Source organism: Ensifer sp. GW101-20A05 (genome assembly GCF_059424735.1).
Window position 1 is genome coordinate 689,121 of record NZ_JBWKZT010000002.1, and the last position, 16,684, is coordinate 705,804.

The 16,684-nt window shown below is 62.3% G+C and carries 16 protein-coding genes; 11 read left to right on the forward strand and 5 right to left on the reverse strand.

The features are described from left to right. Positions 1 to 21: 21 nt before the first annotated feature. From AC070A_RS08275 to AC070A_RS08285, 3 genes are all read left to right on the forward strand, one after another. Positions 22 to 1,005: an ABC transporter substrate-binding protein gene (locus tag AC070A_RS08275; protein WP_057255372.1), complete on the forward strand. Its 984-nt coding sequence runs from the start codon at positions 22 to 24 to the stop codon at positions 1,003 to 1,005. A gap of 9 nt (positions 1,006 to 1,014) precedes the next feature. Beyond that, entirely contained in the window at positions 1,015 to 1,785 is a 771-nt protein-coding gene (locus tag AC070A_RS08280) for an ABC transporter ATP-binding protein (protein ID WP_057255373.1), read from the forward strand. A 121-nt stretch (positions 1,786 to 1,906) separates the two neighbouring features. Continuing rightward, positions 1,907 to 2,284 carry a hypothetical protein gene (locus AC070A_RS08285; RefSeq protein ID WP_057255374.1) on the forward strand — a complete coding sequence of 126 codons (378 nt, stop codon included), beginning with the start codon at positions 1,907 to 1,909 and terminating at the stop codon, positions 2,282 to 2,284. A gap of 98 nt (positions 2,285 to 2,382) precedes the next feature. Here AC070A_RS08285 and AC070A_RS08290 read toward each other — a convergent pair whose 3' ends face one another. The 5 genes from AC070A_RS08290 to AC070A_RS08310 form a co-directional block, all read right to left on the reverse strand. Next, positions 2,383 to 4,113, reverse strand: a complete 1,731-nt coding sequence (locus tag AC070A_RS08290; protein ID WP_057255375.1) for an adenylate/guanylate cyclase domain-containing protein — start codon at positions 4,111 to 4,113, stop codon at positions 2,383 to 2,385. Between the two features lie 148 nt (positions 4,114 to 4,261). Next, entirely contained in the window at positions 4,262 to 5,284 is a 1,023-nt protein-coding gene (locus AC070A_RS08295; protein ID WP_057255376.1) for an LLM class flavin-dependent oxidoreductase, read from the reverse strand. A gap of 176 nt (positions 5,285 to 5,460) precedes the next feature. Next, complete coding sequence (locus tag AC070A_RS08300; RefSeq protein WP_057255377.1) at positions 5,461 to 5,775, reverse strand: cupredoxin domain-containing protein; 315 nt, start codon at positions 5,773 to 5,775, stop codon at positions 5,461 to 5,463. A gap of 8 nt (positions 5,776 to 5,783) precedes the next feature. After that, positions 5,784 to 6,305: a DUF4142 domain-containing protein gene (locus AC070A_RS08305; RefSeq protein ID WP_492383813.1), complete on the reverse strand. Its 522-nt coding sequence runs from the start codon at positions 6,303 to 6,305 to the stop codon at positions 5,784 to 5,786. 89 nt (positions 6,306 to 6,394) lie between these two features. Then, the gene (locus AC070A_RS08310; RefSeq protein ID WP_112996437.1) at positions 6,395 to 7,096 is read right to left on the reverse strand and encodes an RNA polymerase sigma factor; all 702 of its coding nucleotides are present in this window, start codon (positions 7,094 to 7,096) and stop codon (positions 6,395 to 6,397) included. A 340-nt stretch (positions 7,097 to 7,436) separates the two neighbouring features. Here AC070A_RS08310 and AC070A_RS08315 point away from each other — a divergent pair, with 340 nt between their 5' ends. The 8 genes from AC070A_RS08315 to AC070A_RS08350 all read left to right on the forward strand — a co-directional run bounded on the left by AC070A_RS08315 (position 7,437) and on the right by AC070A_RS08350 (position 16,599). Further along, on the forward strand, positions 7,437 to 7,847 hold the full coding sequence (locus AC070A_RS08315; RefSeq protein WP_057255380.1) for a hypothetical protein: 411 nt from the start codon (positions 7,437 to 7,439) through the stop codon (positions 7,845 to 7,847). Between the two features lie 234 nt (positions 7,848 to 8,081). After that, the gene (locus AC070A_RS08320; protein ID WP_162728142.1) at positions 8,082 to 9,554 is read left to right on the forward strand and encodes a ComEC/Rec2 family competence protein; all 1,473 of its coding nucleotides are present in this window, start codon (positions 8,082 to 8,084) and stop codon (positions 9,552 to 9,554) included. Positions 9,555 to 9,672: 118 nt separating this feature from the next. After that, positions 9,673 to 10,440, forward strand: coding sequence for a DUF899 family protein (locus AC070A_RS08325; RefSeq protein WP_057255382.1), 768 nt, complete (start codon positions 9,673 to 9,675; stop codon positions 10,438 to 10,440). 108 nt (positions 10,441 to 10,548) lie between these two features. Beyond that, positions 10,549 to 12,252: an amidohydrolase gene (locus AC070A_RS08330; protein ID WP_112996435.1), complete on the forward strand. Its 1,704-nt coding sequence runs from the start codon at positions 10,549 to 10,551 to the stop codon at positions 12,250 to 12,252. Positions 12,253 to 12,725: 473 nt separating this feature from the next. Then, a complete protein-coding gene (locus AC070A_RS08335; protein WP_492383814.1) occupies positions 12,726 to 13,826 on the forward strand; it encodes an ABC transporter ATP-binding protein in 1,101 nt (366 codons plus the stop codon). Positions 13,827 to 13,831: 5 nt separating this feature from the next. After that, positions 13,832 to 14,752 (forward strand): ABC transporter permease, encoded by a 921-nt coding sequence (locus AC070A_RS08340; protein WP_492383815.1) that lies wholly within the window; start codon positions 13,832 to 13,834, stop codon positions 14,750 to 14,752. Further along, positions 14,745 to 15,545 (forward strand): ABC transporter permease, encoded by an 801-nt coding sequence (locus AC070A_RS08345; protein ID WP_058330137.1) that lies wholly within the window; start codon positions 14,745 to 14,747, stop codon positions 15,543 to 15,545. The genes AC070A_RS08340 and AC070A_RS08345 overlap by 8 nt, the downstream gene beginning before the upstream one ends. Positions 15,546 to 15,564: 19 nt before the next feature. After that, the gene (locus AC070A_RS08350) at positions 15,565 to 16,599 is read left to right on the forward strand and encodes an extracellular solute-binding protein (RefSeq protein WP_057255386.1); all 1,035 of its coding nucleotides are present in this window, start codon (positions 15,565 to 15,567) and stop codon (positions 16,597 to 16,599) included. Positions 16,600 to 16,684 lie beyond the last annotated feature (85 nt).

Sequence of the window (16,684 nt, forward strand, 5' to 3'; positions counted from 1 at the left end):
CTCCTTCGAAAGGATATCGATATGACCTTCCATGCCCGCAACCTTCTTCTGTCTGCTGCAATCACCCTCGGCCTTGTCGCACCGGCGGCCGCGGCCGATGACGTGAAGCTGCGCTATCTCGCGAGCCAGGGTGGCCTGTCGGCGCACGAGCTTGCCCAGGAACTCGGATACTTCGAGGGCACCGGCATCACGATCGAGAGCGTCGGCTACGCCACGGGCGGCCCGGCCTCGCTGATCGCGCTGGCCTCGGGCGACGTCGAGATCGGCGGTGCCGCGACGTCCGCCGTCCTGAATTCGATCATCAGCGGCAACGACTTCGTCGCCGCCTATCCCTCGAACGGCATCAATGACGAGGTGCAGTCGATCTTCTACGTGCTCGAAGACAGCCCCATCAAGAGCATCAAGGACATCGCCGGCAAGAGCATTGCCGTCAACACGCTGGGCGCCCATCTCGACTATACGATCCGCGAAGCCCTGCATTCGGTCGGGTTGCCGACAGACGCCGCCAACCAGGTTGTCGTCCCCGGTCCGCAGCTGGAGCAGGTTCTGCGCTCCGGCCAGGTGGATATTTCCGCTTTCGGCTACTGGCAGACGACCTTCGAAGGGGCAGCCCGCAAGAAGGGTGGCCTGCGTGCGATCTTCGACGACACCGATGTGCTCGGCGAGATTGCCGGAGGCTTCGTCGTGCTGCGCCGGGATTTCATCAAGGAACATCCGGAAGCCGCCAAGACCTTCGTCCTGCAGTCGGCCCGTGCGCTGGACTACGCGCGTGAGCATCCCGAGGAAACCAAGGAAATCCTCGCAAAGGCATTGCAGGCGCGTGGCGAAAATCCTGACATCGCCCAGTATTTCCGTGGCTACGGCGTGCGTGCGGGCGGCCTGCCCGTCGAGCGTGACCTTCAGTTCTGGATCGACGTTCTGGTGCGTGAAGGCAAGCTCAAGGAAGGCCAGCTGACGCCAAAGGACGTGCTCTTCGCCGTCGACGGCGCATCGGCCAGCAACTGAGGACCGGCCATGAGCGTTGCCCAGAACCTTCGTCGTGGAGAGGTGGCGATCCGCCATCTCTCCAAGTCCTACCGCCTGAACGGCGCGCCATTGCCCGTCCTCAGGGATATCAACCTCAACATCCGCTCAGGTGAGACGCTCGCGATCGTCGGCGCCAGCGGTTCCGGCAAGACGACCTTGCTGCGGGTTCTGGCAGGGCTCGAGGATCCGGATGCCGGAGAGGTGCTGATCGACGGCAAGCTGACGAAAGGCGTCGGCACCGACCGCGCGGTGATCTTCCAGGAGCCGAGGTTGCTGCCTTGGCTGACGGTGCTCGACAATGTCGGCTTCGGGCTGGAGACGCAGGGGCTCTCGCGCGGCGAGGCGAGGCACCGGGCACGACGCTATGTCCAGCTCGTCGGCCTGCAGCAGTTTGAAAGCGCCTATCCCCGGCAACTCTCCGGCGGCATGGCGCAGCGCGTCGGCATTGCTCGTGCGCTGGCGGTCCAGCCCGAAATCCTGCTGCTCGACGAGCCGCTCGGCGCGCTCGACGCCATGACAAAGATCAGCATGCAGCAGGAACTGGCACGGATCTGGCGGGATGAGGATGTGACGACCGTTCTCGTCACCCATGATCTCGAGGAGGCGATCTACCTCGCCGACCGTATCCTGATCCTGCCACGCGAGAAGGGTGGCGAACCAAGGCTGATCGAGATCGATCTGCCGCGACCCCGCGATCGCAGCGCGCCCGAATTTGTCCGCCACCGCGAAGAACTGCTCAATCTCTTCGGTCTGCATTGAGGCTGCGGCGGAACGGTTGCAGCGATCAGGCGTTTATCTCTCGGGCAGCATCCGACAGGAGGCGCAGCCTGCTGGGCCTCCTGCGCGGGGCCGGATGCGAAGCCGAGACAGGAGCAACGCTATGAGAGTTTCCAAGAGGATGTCATTCGCCGCAATCGTCTTTGCCTTGAGTGGGGCAGCTGGTCCGGTGCTGGCCAACGGCTTTTATACTGGTATCGATCCGCACAATCCGCCAGGCACCCAGAATAGGTTGATGTCGACGGGTCCGTATTATCTCGAGCCCGCACCTGGGCCTGTCTATGTGGAGCCGGCGCCAGGGGCGGTCTATGTCGATCCGATGCCAACAGGCAGTATCTATATGGATCCAGCGCCAGGCTACGTCTATCGCCCGCCGGCACGCACATTGGGCGACGCCCGCCAGCGCTACACGGGTGAGTATCAGAGCGGCGGCGAGGGCGACTACTATCTCGGTGTCGCGCATCCGCCACAGGTTCCTTAAGCCCGCTGCCGCGGATCCAACCGACAATGCTTAGAGGCGACGCGTGGTATAGCGATCTCACGCGTCTGTCGGTTGGCGCGTCTCCCGAATGGGGCCGCCTATTCGGGCAGGTCCAGCAGGCGGTAGCCTTCCACGAAGTGCTGCCGCATCGTCTCGTCCCGGAACGGTTGCGATGCGGCCCATTGGCCGATCGTGAAGTTCGGATTGTTCATCAAAAACAATTGCGCTTCGGTCCGTGCCTCGTCCAGGCGACCGAGCCGCGCCAGACTGGCAGCAAGCAGGCGGCGCGATGTCGCCCGGTAGGTTTCCGGGTGGCGCAAGGTCTGGACCGCGGCCTCGTAGTCGCGAATGGCGTATTGCGCTTGCCCAAGCATCCAGTAGTACCAGCCCGGCGGATGCGGGTTGAGTCGGAGCGCTTTGTGAACGTGTTCGATCGCTTGTGCCGGTCGACCACAAAGGACGATAAGGTCGGAGCGCATCGCCCAGGCGTCGGCATGGTTCGGATCAAGCGTCAGCGCCAGGTCGAATTCGGCGTCGGATTCCTCCCAGCGGCACTCGTGACCGAGAATGATGCCCAGGACCCAGCGGTTCCCGGCGTCGTTGGGGTCGAGCGCTACCGCATTCTGCGCCTCGCTGACGGCGCGTTGCCGATAGGGAACGATCGGCTGGTCCCAGAATTCCCAGCTCAGCCAGAGGTTCAGTGCCAGGAGCCGGTGCGCCTCAGCATAGTCCTGATCGAATGCGAGCGCCCGCTCGAGAAGAAAGATCGCCTCTCTGGCTGCCCCTGCGGTCTGCAGACCGAGCGTGCGCGCCCGGACGCAATAGTCATAGGCTTTCAGGTTCGATGGGCGGTTCCGGGCCGGTGCGTCAGTTAGGCGCCCGACCAGGGCCTCGACGATCCTGCTCGTCACTTCGTCCTGAACGGCGAACATATCCTCCAGGCTGCGATCAAACCTCTCCGCCCACAGGTGATCGCCCTGCAAGGCGTCGATCAGTTGGGCGTTGATGCGAACACGCCCGGCCGCCCGTCGGGCACTGCCTTCCAGCACGTAGCGAACGCCGAGTTCGCGCGCGATGCGGCGCACATCCTCATGCCGGCCCTTGTAGGCGAAAACCGAATTGCTGGCGATGACGAACAGCCCGCCGGCCCTGGAGAGGTCGGTGATCAGGTCTTCGGTCAAGCCGTCGACGAAGACCTCCTGCTCCGGCTCGTTGCTCATATTGGTGAAGGGAAGGACGGCGATGGAGGGCTTGATGGGCAACGGCAAGGAGGCCCTGGCGCCGCTGCCTTGGCTCAAGGTCGCCGTGCTGATGCGATAAAGAGAAACCGGCTCGACTATGTTCTTGATCGCGTGGGGGCCAAGCGCGTCGAAATCGCAAAAGAGGCGCCGCCGCACCTGGTCGTAAATGTTGCCGGAGACGTAGATTTCGCCGGGACCAGCCATGGTCTGAAGCCGCGCGGCGACAATGACGCCGTCGCCGTAGAGATCGCCGCTTTCGACGACGACATCGCCGAGATTGATGCCGACGCGCAGAAGAATTCGGCGGTCGTCGGCAAGGCCCTGATTGGCTGTTGCCATGCCCTTCTGAATGTCGATCGCACAGCTGACTGCATTCACGGCACTGGCAAACTCCACCAGCACACCATCGCCCATCGTCTTGACGATGCGGCCGTTGTGCTCGCGGACAAGGGGATCGAGAATCTGCTTACGGCGTTCTTTCAACGCCGCAAGTGTACCGCCTTCGTCCAGTTCGACGAGGCGGCTGTAACCGACGACATCGGCAGCCACGATAGCGGCGAGACGCCGTTGAGCGCGTTCTTCAGCCATATCGCGCCCTTCCGCAGAATGGGGTGCACGGAATTGTAGGACGTCCGCCGGAAATGTCTATGAGGGAATGCTTATGGGCTCGATCGTCGGCAATCGGAGCTCCAATCGCGACAATCCTGCCTGCTTCCGCCGAGGCGGGCTGCCGGCCCTAGCGCCAGCCGAGAGCGGGTGCGACGTGCTTCAGGATCGCCTCGATCACATGGGCGTTGTAGTCGACGCCGAGCTGGTTCGGAACGGTCAACAGCAGCGTGTCGGCTTCCGCTATCGCTTCGTCCTTGGCCAATTGCTCTATGAGAACATGCGGTTCGGCGGCGTAGCTGCGCCCGAAGATCGCCCGCGTCTTGTCGTCGATGAAACCGATCTTGTCCTCGTGCTGGTTTCCGCCGCCGAAGTAGACGCGGTCGCGATCATCCACTAGCGCGAAGATGCTGCGGCTGACCGAAACGCGCGGCTCGCGCGTGTGACCAGCCGCCTTCCACGCTTCCCGGTAGGCGCGAATCTGGTCCGCCTGCTGGACATGGAACGGCAGGCCGGTCTCATCGTCCTTCAGCGTCGAGCTCTGCAGGTTCATGCCGAGTTTCGCAGCCCAGACAGCGGTGGCGTTTGAGCTGGCGCCCCACCAGATGCGCTCCCTAAGCCCTGCGGAGTGTGGTTCGACGCGCAGCAGGCCGGGAGGATTGGGGAACATCGGCCGCGGGTTGGGCGCAGCGAAACCTTCGCCGCGCAGGACGTCGAGCAGAACCTCTGCATGCCGTCTTGCCATGTCGCTTTCTGTTTCGCCTTCGGCCGGCTGGTAGCCGAAGTGGCGCCAGCCGTCGATTACCTGTTCCGGCGAGCCGCGGCTGATGCCAAGCTGCAGGCGTCCGCCGGCGATGAGGTCGGCGGCACCCGCATCCTCGGCCATGTAGAGCGGGTTTTCGTAGCGCATGTCGATGACGGCGGTGCCGATCTCGATCCGGCTGGTCTTGGCGCCGACCGCCGCCAGCAGCGGGAACGGCGAGGCGAGTTGGCGGGCGAAGTGATGGACGCGGAAATAGGCGCCGTCAGCGCCCAGTTCCTCGGCCGCGACGGCGAGATCGATCGACTGCAGCAATGCGTCGGCCGCGGATCGCGTCTGCGACTGGGGCGAAGGTGTCCAGTGTCCGAAGGAAAGAAAACCGATCTTCTTCATGCTCGTGCCGCCTGTCGAATGAAACCGACGGCTTCATCGCATGATTCCGGCTTTGGATACAGACGGCGTTCGGTGACTTCACCGTGAACGGCGACGCGCTCTGATGATGTTGCGCCGCCGTCGTGGTCGGGAGTGGGGGCCCCTCATCCCAACCGTAAAAGAGCGGTCTTCCGCTTTCACCGCACTTGCAGGCGCGCCTTCATGTTCGGGTGAAAGCGGCAGTAATAGTCGAAAGTGCCGGCCCTGGTGACGGTGAGCGTCGCCGTTTTTCCGGGTGGGATCACCACGTCGAAACCGTCCTTGGCCGTTGCCGTGTGCGCCATGACGTCCTTGTTCTGCCATTCGATCACGTCGCCGACGACAGCGCTGATCTCGGCGGGCGAAAAGACGAGCTTTTCGACCGTGACCCGGATGGTTTCGGCCCGCACCGGCGGTCCGGCCAGAATCAGGACCAGACCGCAAAGAGCACCAAGGCTCAGTTTCGAGATCACGGCGCAACCTACTTCATCATGGCAGCGACATGCTCGGCATGTTGCTGGTGGCCCTGAAACAGCTTGAGGCCGGTCTCCAGCAGATCCTTGAGTTCGGCGTTCTTCGCTGACGGGATCAGCAGGGTTTCGAGCGCGCCGTTGACCTGCTTGTGGTAGGCAACCTCGTTGGCAACATAGGCCTTGTCGAAGTCGGTGCCGCTCAGTTTCGCCAGCTTTTCGCGCTCTTGCGTGGCGGCCTTCGTCAGCGCGCGGCTGATGTCGTTGTCCTCGGGCTTCACGTTGAGCTTCTTGACGAGATCGAGGGCCTGTTTGTTCACAGCCTCGTGGTCACGCAGCATGTCGTTGGCGAAGGCGATGACGTCCTTGTCCTTGGAAATCTTGAGAGCCTGCTTGGCCGCCTCGATGTCGATGACGCCGGCGGTGTAGGCAATATGGGCGATCTGGGGATCGGTGATCCCGCTGCCCGCCGCAAGGCTGGCGCCACTGATGAGGCAGGCGAGGGCGAGGGCGGAGGTCAGGCGGGCATACATCGGGAACTCCTCTCCGGCGGAGCGTTGCCGCCGGTCTCTGTGGATGACACCCATTGGATGCGCGCCACGGACGAAGGTTCCCGAAAATTTCACCCGACGAACCCGAGCCGGCTCATGACGGCCGCCGTCAGCCGTTCGCAGCGGCGACCGGCAAAGGGGAACGCATTCATCAGAACGGGTCCGATCTTGCGGTCGATATGCTGGCGCAGGAGCTGGCGGGCGCGGTGCAGGCGGCTTCTGACCGTCTCCGGCTTGATGCCAAGCAGGGCGGCGGTTTCCTCGACGCTCATGGCTTCAATGACGCGCGCGGTGAAGACCAGGCGAAACGCTTCCGGCAAAGCGTCCGTCGCCTCTTCCACCAGGCGCAGAATCTGCCGTTGGGCAAGGGCTCGCTCCGGATCCTCCGAGCTTGCCGCATTGGGAAAAGGCACGATGTCGGCGCTCGCCTGCTCGGTTGCCAGCGGAACTTCTCGTCGGGTGGACGACTTTCGCAGACGTCCGAGCGCCTCATTGAGCACCACGCGATGAAGCCAGGTGGCGAGGCTGGCGTCGCCGCGAAACGTTTCCAAGTGTTCGAAGGCGCGAAGATAGGCCTCCTGCACCACATCCTCGGCGACGCTGTCGTTGCGCACCACGGCGCGTGCGATGCGGAAGAGCCGCTGATTATACCGGCGCATGATGGTGCGGAACGCTTCGGGATCATTGGCGAGCGCACCCTGGGCGAGATCGTGGTCCGTCAAATGATCGGGGTCGAGCGCGAGCGGTGTTGTTTGCAAGAGAACATCCTTCATCATCCACCTCCAAACCACCGTTTGATGCGGATCCGGCAAAATCGTTCCCGATCGGTTGAAGGAAAGAATACCCGCTGCTGAGGGGGACGGATATTGAAAATGAGCGCCCGCTGTTTTCGGCACCTGCCGCGCGTAGTTTCGCCGGGTGAGGGCGAAGAATTCGGGCACTTTTGCCAGCGAAAGTTGAGGGCAAAGCCGCGCTTCGCGCGGAGGTACGCGTCGACGATATTTTTTTTATTGGCAAGGGAACTGTGGTTCCCGCTGGCGAGTTGGTGAAGCGGCGACCTGCGTGTGGAGGGGCGCACACCGAGGTCGCATCTTCGGACCAGGAGAGACGACTATGAAGCATCAATCGATTGAACAATTGCAAGCGCTCGCCGAAATCCGTCCCGCTCCCGTCATGACGAGAACGGAACGGCTCCAACGTTGGGCCGAACTCTTGGAAAGCAATCCCGATCGCCGGCTGGGCACGCTTTCCGGTACCGAACGTGCGACCGCTGCCGTTCGGCAAGCCATGCAGGTCAACGGTTCCCCCATGACCGTCGCATTCGAGGATCCGCAATTGCGGCTCGTGGGCCTTGCCGATGACAGCTACGGCGAAGCAAAACGGTTCTTTGAAATATCGGACCACCAACTGCACGACATCGTCTGCGATTGCAATTTCGGCAGCTCGGTACGTGCTGCCTATGCCGCCCGGCGGGTTCGCTCGGCCATCGGCCTCTGGCCGCGACTGAAGGCGCTCTTTAGCTGAGCTAGATCGGCCTCACCCCAGGGAAGCCAGGGCGCCAGCCGGAAGCTTCCCTCACCTCCCGTCTTTAATGCCGGCGACAGGACATGATCGTCGGAGGGGGTCGGTTGAGGTGAAATCGGGCAGCCAGTTATGGCGACCTTCGACCACCGGATTTGGCGCGAAACCGATCGAGTTGTCGATTGAATATGACAAAATGCTACCATAAGCTGTCCCTGTCCAATGACGGGGGCGCTCATGCGATATCTTGATGATGACGTCGTAAATCTCCGCCGTGCCGATGGCAGTCAAGGGCAGTATTACTGGGGCGACCGCTGCAACGTGCTCTCGACCGAAGGCAGTCGTATGCGTGTCGAAATCCTCGGCGCACGCGGAAAAATCGACGAAGGCTTCATCCGGGCCGAGACCAGGCTGCGCGACACGGGCTTGCTGCGGCTGTCGATGGTGGACGTGCAACAGGGCGATGGTCTCATTCTGGAGACCCCTGAAGGCAAGGTGATTTTCATCGATGGCGGTGACAACCAGCTCTTTGCCCGTCACGCCAACGCCCGCTTCCCGAATACGAGCGACACCGATCCACTGGTGGTCGATCTGATCCTGATCACCCATGGGGATGCCGACCATTTCGAGGGGTTGGTGGAACTGCGTAAGTCGGAGGCCGACAGCCGCCCGAGCAAGCGGATCTTCATCGCGCCGAGGCGGGTTTATCACAACGGTATCGTCAAACGGCCGAGCGAAGACGGCAATCAGAAACGGCGCAAGGATACTGAGCTGCTCGGGCAGACCGTAGCGGTGGACGAGCGTGTATTCATCGTCGGCCTCGTCGACGACCAGGCGGCCGTGCCGCGCGAAGAGAGGAATCGTCCCTTCAACAAATGGGTCGACACGCTTGCCGCCTGGGAGGGGCGGGTTCAGACGGTTACCGGCAACGGCATCGAGCGTCGACGGATCGACCACCTTTCCGCCGGCGCCTTCGACTTTCTTCAGGATGAGTCGATCGCCGTCGATATTCTCGGGCCAATCGTCGAGACTGTCGGCGGCCAGCCTGCGTTGCGCTTTCTGCGGTCGCCGCCCGACGACGCCAACTTGATGCTCGGCACTGTGGCGGCGAGCGGCCAGGGCGCCTATTCTGCGTCGCACACGATCAACGGCCACTCCATCAATTTTCGGCTGCGGTTCGGCAATGTGCGGTTCATGTTCACCGGGGACATGAACCAGGAAGCAAGCCAGCGCTTGCGCGAGGCCTTGCCGTCGGCCGCCCTGCGATCGGAAATCCTCAAGGCGCCTCATCATGGCTCTGCCGATTTCGACATGGAATTTCTCAAGGAAATCGGCGCCGTCGTTTCGCTGATTTCATCGGGAGATGAGAGTGAAGCCAAGGAATACATCCACCCTCGCGCAACGCTGATGGCGGCGCTTGGGAAAGCTGCGCGCACCACGCCGGCGATCATTTTCTGCACGGAGCTGGCCGCATTCTTCAAAACGCTGGGTTACGTGCAGGATCCGACTGACGCCAGCAAGAAAGTCTTCGCGTTCGAGCGCACGAATTTCGGGATTTCGCATGTGCGGACCGACGGCGAGCGGGTTCTCGCCTTTACCCATTCCGGCAAGAGGTTCATGAACGAGGCCTATCGCTTCAACGTATCGCCCACGGGCGATGTCGTTTTCGAAAAGAGCGTGGTCAAACGATCGGCGCCTGCAGCGCCGTAGGAGCGATCGTGTGCCTCTTCGCAAGGTGCGCTCGGAGTGGGTGACTCACGTCAGGTGCGACCCGGCGCGCAACGGACTATGTTATGATGCCTGCGCATCCGCTTTGATGGAGGTATCCATGAGCGTGACCTTTCCGAACGAAAGCCCCAGCTACCGCGATGCGCGCAACAGGTTGTTGCAACGGGAGGCAGCACTCAGGCGCGAAATGGAAAGCGTCGCCGCGGAAATCCGTGCACTCCCGCCGGGCGGGCATGTCCTTGAGGATTATGAATTCGACCATATTGATGAGACGGGCTCTGCGGCCAAGGTTCGGCTCTCCGAGCTGTTTCGACCGGGCACCAACACCCTGATCCTCTATCACTACATGTTTCCGCGCCATCGCTCCGATAGGCGCGCCGGACCGCGGAGCGGCCCGATCGCAGGTTGTGCTCTGGAGGATGGGCCGTGCCCCTCCTGTACCGCCCTGCTCGACAATTGGGAGGGCGCTGTGCGGCATGTCGAAGGCTTCGGCGTCAACATCGCCGCCGTCGCGAAGGCGCCGATCGAAAGGGTTTCCGCCTTCGCTGCCGACCGCGGCTGGCGGGATTTGAAGCTGCTTTCGGCCGCCAACAACAGCTTCAAGCGCGACTATCACGGTGAGAGCGAGGATGGGCAGCAGGTGCCGATCCTGACCATATTCCACAAGGATGACGACGGGCTGATCAGTCTGAGTTGGGCTTCCGAACTGTTGTTCGAGCCAGCCGATCCCGGGCAGGATCCGCGGCATCTCGGCACTGTCGAACCGATGTGGACCCTGCTCGACCTGACACCAGGCGGTCGGCCCGACGTCAACGAACAATTCGATGCCGAAACCTATCGGGCGGAGATGGACGAACGGCAAACCTAGCCCGAGGGAGTATATCGCTGCCTTCCCGACTTGCAGCATCATCCATTCAACGCCGGTGTCGCGCGGCTCGCCGGGGGTGGAGGGATGCAGTCGCGGGAGGAGAATTTCATGACATTGGCAGCAGTAACCCGGGCGCTGAGCGCGACCTCGGTCCTGGCGATCATGGTTTGCGCAGCGCAGCCGGTTTGGGCGGCGCCGGATCTGATCGTGCTGAACGGCGACGTGCGCACGGTCGATCAGAGTACGCCCAAGGCTCAGGCCTTCGCGGTCGAGAACGGCAAGTTCACTGCGATCGGCAGCAATGACGAGATCAAGGGGCTGGCCGACGCCGAAACAAAGGTGATTGACGCCGGCGGCAAGACCGTCACCCCGGGCTTCATCGACGGCCATACGCATCTCACGTCCGGCATGGACATGGTGACCGGTGTCGATCTCTCCTACATTCCGGACAAGAAGACCTGGCTCGAAAAGATCAAGGAAGCCGATGCGCGCCTGCCCAAGGGCGTCTGGCTGATGGGCGGCGGTTGGGATTACACGCTCGGCGAAGGCAAGCTACCGACCAAGGAGGATCTCGATGCCGTGGTGCCGGATCGCGTCGTCATCCTGCGCGACATCGATTTCCATTCCTACTGGGTCAATTCCAAGGCGCTCGAAGTGGGCGGCGTGACCGCGACGTCCAAGGTCGAGGAGGGCGGCGAAGTCGTGCTCAACGACAAGGGCGAGCCGAGCGGCATTCTGCTCGAGAGCGCTGGCGACCTCGTCGAGAAACATCGGCCGGCGGTCGCCGATGCGGAACGGCGCGGGGCCCTGCTGCAGACGATGAAATTTGCCAACAGCCTCGGCATCACCGGCGTCAACGACATGTCCGATCTCGCCGCCGTGCACGACTATGCCGCGATCCTCGCCGAAAAGAAGATGCCGCTTCGCGTCTGGTACGGCTTCTTCGAGGGTGACCCGAAGAAGATCGCCGCCGCCGTGAAGGATCGCGACGAGGTCGACAAGGTCGCCGCGGATTCCGGCGAGCAGGAGAAGAAGGGGCCGATGCTCAAGCTCGGTTACACCAAGTCGGTGATCGACGGCGTGCTCTCGACGCGTACCGCCTACATGCATGAGGACTATTCCGACCAGCACGGCTGGAAGGGCAAGCCGTTCGAAACCAAGGAGCAGCTTGCAGCCGCGATCAAGGCCTCCAACGAAAACGGCTTCCCGACGGCGGTGCATGCGATCGGCGACGGTGGCGTCAGCCTCGTGCTCGATGCCTTTGCCGAAGCCTCCGTGCCGCGACCGCAGCCGAACCGCATCGAACATATCGAGGTCGTCGAGACCAAGGACATCCAGCGCTTCAAGGAGCTGGGCGTCGTTGCCTCGATGCAGCCGAACCATGCGACCGGCACGATCGGCAAATACATCACCGAGCGCATCGGTACCGAACGCGAGCCGCGGGCCTATGTCTGGCATTCGATGCTCGACGCCGGTGTGCCGCTGGTGTTCGGCTCGGACTGGCCGACCTCGCCCTTGAGCCCTCTGACCCAGATCAACGACGCCGTCTTCCGCGAGAGCCCGTTCGGGCTCGGTGATGGTCCGTGGCACCCGGAACAGGCTGTCAGCTTCGACCAGGCGCTGCACGGCCTCACGCAAGCCGGTGCCGACATGACGCCCTGGGGCGCTCAGATCGGCTCGATCAGTGTCGGCAAATGGGCGGATTTCGTGGTGATCGACGGCACGCTACCGGATCCGCTCGATCGTTCCATCCGGGAGCGCAAGGTTGAGGCGACCTATCTCGCCGGAAGCGAGGTCTATCGCCAGCCGTAAGTCTCGAGCGGAGGAACCCATTGCCATTGTCGATCGCCTACGGGAAGCGACAACTGCCTGTCTTCCGGTAATCTAGATCACTATCGGCCGGTGCCTGTGGCGCCGGCCGATTTGGCATGAACGGTGCCGGTCCATGCCGTGTTTTGAGGGAGCCTGCCCTTCCTTCCGGCCACGCCGCCTCCCTTTTCTGATCCGATTACCGGCTCCCACGAAAACGAGTTTTCGGGGCCTTTCGGTGTCGATTACGGATCTTTTCACGCAGTCGCGTGCTTATGGCGTGTTGCTCCATAATATTGATTTTAAATCATAAATCGTCTCTTGTTTCGCTTCGCAACCAAAATTCAGCACTCGCAAATATAATTCCTATTGCGTGATCTGAGATCACACTATACGTTCCAAAAAAATGTCGGAGGACGGACGTGGTTGCGGCATCGCCATGCTGCGGCGAGCGCTCGACTTCGTCGGGAGGAAACATGAAAAACACCACGATATCCGATGACTGTGCGGTCGATATCCGCGCCCTACGCAAAGCCTACGGGGCGGGGGAGAGCGCCTTCGTCGCGCTCGACAACGCAACCGTCTCGGTTCGGGAAAACGAGTTCTTCACGCTTCTCGGTCCATCCGGCTGCGGCAAGACGACGCTGCTGCGCATGATCGCCGGTTTCGACTATCCGACGAGCGGCGAAATCCTGCTCAATGGTTCGGATATCACCAGCCTGCCGCCATTCCAGCGGCCGGTAAACACCGTCTTCCAGAACTATGCGCTGTTTCCGCATATGACGGTGGCCGAGAACGTGGCTTTCGGCCTGGAAGCGCTCGGCAAGCCCCGCACCGAGGTCAAGGCGCGGGTGGCGGAAATGCTGCGGCTCGTGCAACTGGAGCATCTGGCCGGGCGCCGCACAAACCAGATGTCGGGCGGCCAGCAGCAGCGTGTCGCGCTGGCAAGGGCGCTGGCGCCGCAGCCGAAGGTGCTGCTGCTCGACGAGCCGCTATCGGCGCTGGACTACAAGCTGCGCAAGGAGATGCAGTCCGAGTTGAAGCGGTTGCAGTACGAGACCGGCATCACCTTCATCTTTGTCACCCACGACCAGGAGGAGGCGCTGACCATGTCCGATCGCATCGCGGTGATGTCGGCCGGTCGCATCCTGCAGATCGGCACCCCGCGCGAGATCTACAACAGGCCGGCGGATCGCTTCGTCGCAAGCTTCATCGGCGAGACGAACTTCCTCACCGGAGCGCTTCACGGTGTCGCCAACGGTAAGGCAAAGGTTACGTTGAAATCCGGCCAATCGGTCGTCGTCAACGCTGCGTCGGACGCGCCGGCATCCGGCGACGTGACCTTCATCGTCCGGCCCGAGCACGCCAGCGTCGTCGAAGGCTCAGGTGATCTTAGGGGCATAGTCGAGAAGGTCGTTTATTTCGGCACCGATACGCATCTCCATCTGCGCCTGAGTGGTGGAGAAGCCTTTACGGTGCGGCAACAGAACGGTTCCGTTTCAGGCAGCGCTGTCGAGGCGGGCCAAGCGGTGGCCGTGGCGATTGCCGAGGGAGCAGCACAGGTCGTGAGGGCTTGAGACCCATGACCAGCGCCAACGATCTCACGACGAAACTGGAAGCCGTCGACGCGCGCAGACGCTGGCTTCTTGCCTCGCCCGCATTGCTGACGATCTTTCTCGCGGCCATCGGCCCGCTGTTCATCGTGCTCGCCTATTCGTTCCTGACGCCGGGCGATTACGGCGACGTCAAATGGCAGTTCTCACCCGACGCCTGGATCGGCGTGTTCTTCGAGCGCGACATCTTCGATGACACGTTGTCGCTCGCGACCGCCCATGTCGATATCTTCTGGCGCTCGGTGAAGCTCGCCTTGATCACGACGGTGGCAACGCTCTTCTTCGGCTTTCCGACCGCCTATTTCATGGCGACGCGCAACGAGCGAAGCCGCGATCTCTGGCAGTTCCTGATCACCATTCCGTTCTGGACCAACCTTCTGATCCGGACGCTCGCGATCCTGCAGATCATCCGCAACGAAGGCATCCTGAATACGGCTCTGATCAAGCTCGGCATGATCCAGGAACCCATCCAGATCCTCTTCACCGACACGGCCATCCTGATCGGCATGGTCTATGTCTACCTGCCGCTGATGGTGCTGCCGATCTATGCCAGCCTCGAGCGGCTCGATTTCCGCCTGGTCGAAGCGGGCTACGATCTCTACGCCACACGCTGGCGCGTGTTGCGCAAGATCATCCTGCCGCTCGCCAAGCCGGGCATCATCGCCGGCTCGATCCTCGTCTTCATCCCGGCGATCGGCGCCTTCGTTTCGCCGAGCGTTCTCGGCGGCGGCAAGAACATGATGTTCTCCAACCTGATCGAACTGCAGTTCGGCCAGGGGCGGAACTGGCCGCTCGGCTCGGCGCTTTCGATTACCGTGATGATCATCGTGATGGCGGCGCTGCTCGTCTACGCGCGCAATAACTCGGCGAAGGATGAACGCCATGCGTAAGGGCTTTTCCGTCCGCCATCAGCCCGGCTTCACGGCCATTGCAATCGCCTGCTTTGCGCTGCTCTACCTGCCGGTCGTCACCTTGGTGGTCTACGCCTTCAACAGCGCGCCTTCGGTGGCGGCCTGGGGTGGCTTCTCGCTGCACTGGTTTGAGGTCGCCCTGACGAACAGCGACGTCATCGACGCGTCGGTCCGCTCCTTCCAGATCGCGACTGTCGCGGCGACTTTGGCCACCGTCTTCGCCACCATGGCGGCGCTGGCGACGACGCGGACGCGGCGCTACCGGGGTCAGACCTTCATCTATGCCTTCATCAACCAGCCTCTGATGGTTCCGGAAATCGTCACGGCGGTTGCGTTGCTCATCATCGTCGCGCAACTGAAGGCCGTCACCGGCTATTCCGGGCTCGGCTACCTGATCGCCGCACATACGGCGTTCTGCATCCCCTTTGCCTATCTGCCGATCCGTGCCCGGCTCGAGAACATGGATCTGAGCCTCGAGCGGGCGGCGGCCGATCTCTACGCCAAGCCGCTCTACACGTTCCGCCGGGTGACGCTGCCCCTGCTCTGGCCGGGCATCCTCGGCGCCTTCATGCTCGCCTTCGTGCTCTCGCTCGACGACGTCGTCATCACCGAATTCGTGAAGTCCGGCGGCCAGGACACGCTGCCCACCTACATGCTCGGCCAGATCCGCCGCGGCATCACGCCTGAAATGAATGCGATTTCGACGGCCTTCCTGCTGCTGTCGGTCGTCATCGTCACGCTGTTTTTCGTCGTCAGCCGAAAACGCACCTGATCAAAATGGGAGGAACCAAATGATACGTGCAAACCGCATGACCCTTCTGCTTGCCGCACTCATCGCCTCGACGGGCATTGCGCATGCCGAAGGCGAACTGAACATCTACAACTGGGGCAACTACACCAGCCCGGAGATGGTCAAGAAGTTCGAGCAGGCGTTCGACGTCAAGGTCACCGTCACCGACTATGACTCGAGTGACACCGCGCTTGCCAAGGCAAGGCAGGGCGGCTCCGGCTATGACGTCGTCGTCGTCAACCAGGTCTATGTGCCGATCTGGGTGAAGGAAGGGCTCTTGATGGAGCTCGACCCAGGCCAGATGGAGAACTTCAAGAACGTTGCGCCCGAATGGGTGAATGCCGACTTCGACCCCGGCCGTAAATATACGGTTCCGTGGGCCGTCGGCACCACCGGCGTCGTGGTCAATGGTGACGCCTACAAGGGCGATGCCGACAGCTGGAGCATCGTCTTCAATCCGCCGGAAGAACTGAAGGGCAAGGTCAATGTCGTGCCGGAGCTGAACGACGTGATGGCTGCCGCCATCCAGTATGTCGGCGGCGAACAGTGCACGGCCGACAAGGCGGTGCTGAAGAAGGTCCGCGATGTGCTTGTCAATGCCAAGGCGGACTGGATCGCCATGGAATACAACACCATCGAGAAAATGGCGGCCGGCGACTTCAAGGCCACCCTTGCCTGGAACGGCGCCGGCTTCCGCGCGCGGATGAAAAACCCGGCGATCAGCTTCCACTACCCCAGGGAAGGCTACGGTGTCTGGAGTGACAACGCGGCGGTGCTGAAGGACGCCAAAAACGTCGACAACGCCAAGCTGTTCATCAACTTCGTCATGGATCCCGAGAACGCCGCGATGAACTCGGCCTTCCATGGCTATGCCAACGGCATCGCAGGCTCCGAAAAGTTCATGCCCGACACCATGAAGAACGCGCCGGAAATCGTGATCCCGGCGGAGCGCCGGGAAGGTGGGCAATTGCAGCGCCTCTGCTCGCCGGAGGCGCAAGACCTCTACAAGCGGATCTGGACCGATCTTCGCAAGTAGGCGCGCTTCAGCCTCTGATTTCAGTGCCGGCGGCCCTGTCGCCGGCGCTGCTCGCCAGCGCCGCCATCGCTCCCGCCTGACGGTT

Bases quoted from the DNA above. Each gene is read 5' to 3' on its own strand.
- AC070A_RS08275 (WP_057255372.1), top strand. From the start codon at position 22: ATGACCTTCCATGCCCGCAACCTTCTTCTGTCTGCTGCAATCACCCTC.
- AC070A_RS08280 (WP_057255373.1), top strand. From the start codon at position 1,015: ATGAGCGTTGCCCAGAACCTTCGTCGTGGAGAGGTGGCGATCCGCCAT.
- AC070A_RS08285 (WP_057255374.1), top strand. From the start codon at position 1,907: ATGAGAGTTTCCAAGAGGATGTCATTCGCCGCAATCGTCTTTGCCTTG.
- AC070A_RS08290 (WP_057255375.1), bottom strand. From the start codon at position 4,113: ATGGCTGAAGAACGCGCTCAACGGCGTCTCGCCGCTATCGTGGCTGCC.
- AC070A_RS08295 (WP_057255376.1), bottom strand. From the start codon at position 5,284: ATGAAGAAGATCGGTTTTCTTTCCTTCGGACACTGGACACCTTCGCCC.
- AC070A_RS08305 (WP_492383813.1), bottom strand. From the start codon at position 6,305: ATGTATGCCCGCCTGACCTCCGCCCTCGCCCTCGCCTGCCTCATCAGT.
- AC070A_RS08310 (WP_112996437.1), bottom strand. From the start codon at position 7,096: ATGAAGGATGTTCTCTTGCAAACAACACCGCTCGCGCTCGACCCCGAT.
- AC070A_RS08315 (WP_057255380.1), top strand. From the start codon at position 7,437: ATGAAGCATCAATCGATTGAACAATTGCAAGCGCTCGCCGAAATCCGT.
- AC070A_RS08320 (WP_162728142.1), top strand. From the start codon at position 8,082: ATGCGATATCTTGATGATGACGTCGTAAATCTCCGCCGTGCCGATGGC.
- AC070A_RS08325 (WP_057255382.1), top strand. From the start codon at position 9,673: ATGAGCGTGACCTTTCCGAACGAAAGCCCCAGCTACCGCGATGCGCGC.
- AC070A_RS08330 (WP_112996435.1), top strand. From the start codon at position 10,549: ATGACATTGGCAGCAGTAACCCGGGCGCTGAGCGCGACCTCGGTCCTG.
- AC070A_RS08335 (WP_492383814.1), top strand. From the start codon at position 12,726: ATGAAAAACACCACGATATCCGATGACTGTGCGGTCGATATCCGCGCC.
- AC070A_RS08340 (WP_492383815.1), top strand. From the start codon at position 13,832: ATGACCAGCGCCAACGATCTCACGACGAAACTGGAAGCCGTCGACGCG.
- AC070A_RS08345 (WP_058330137.1), top strand. From the start codon at position 14,745: ATGCGTAAGGGCTTTTCCGTCCGCCATCAGCCCGGCTTCACGGCCATT.
- AC070A_RS08350 (WP_057255386.1), top strand. From the start codon at position 15,565: ATGATACGTGCAAACCGCATGACCCTTCTGCTTGCCGCACTCATCGCC.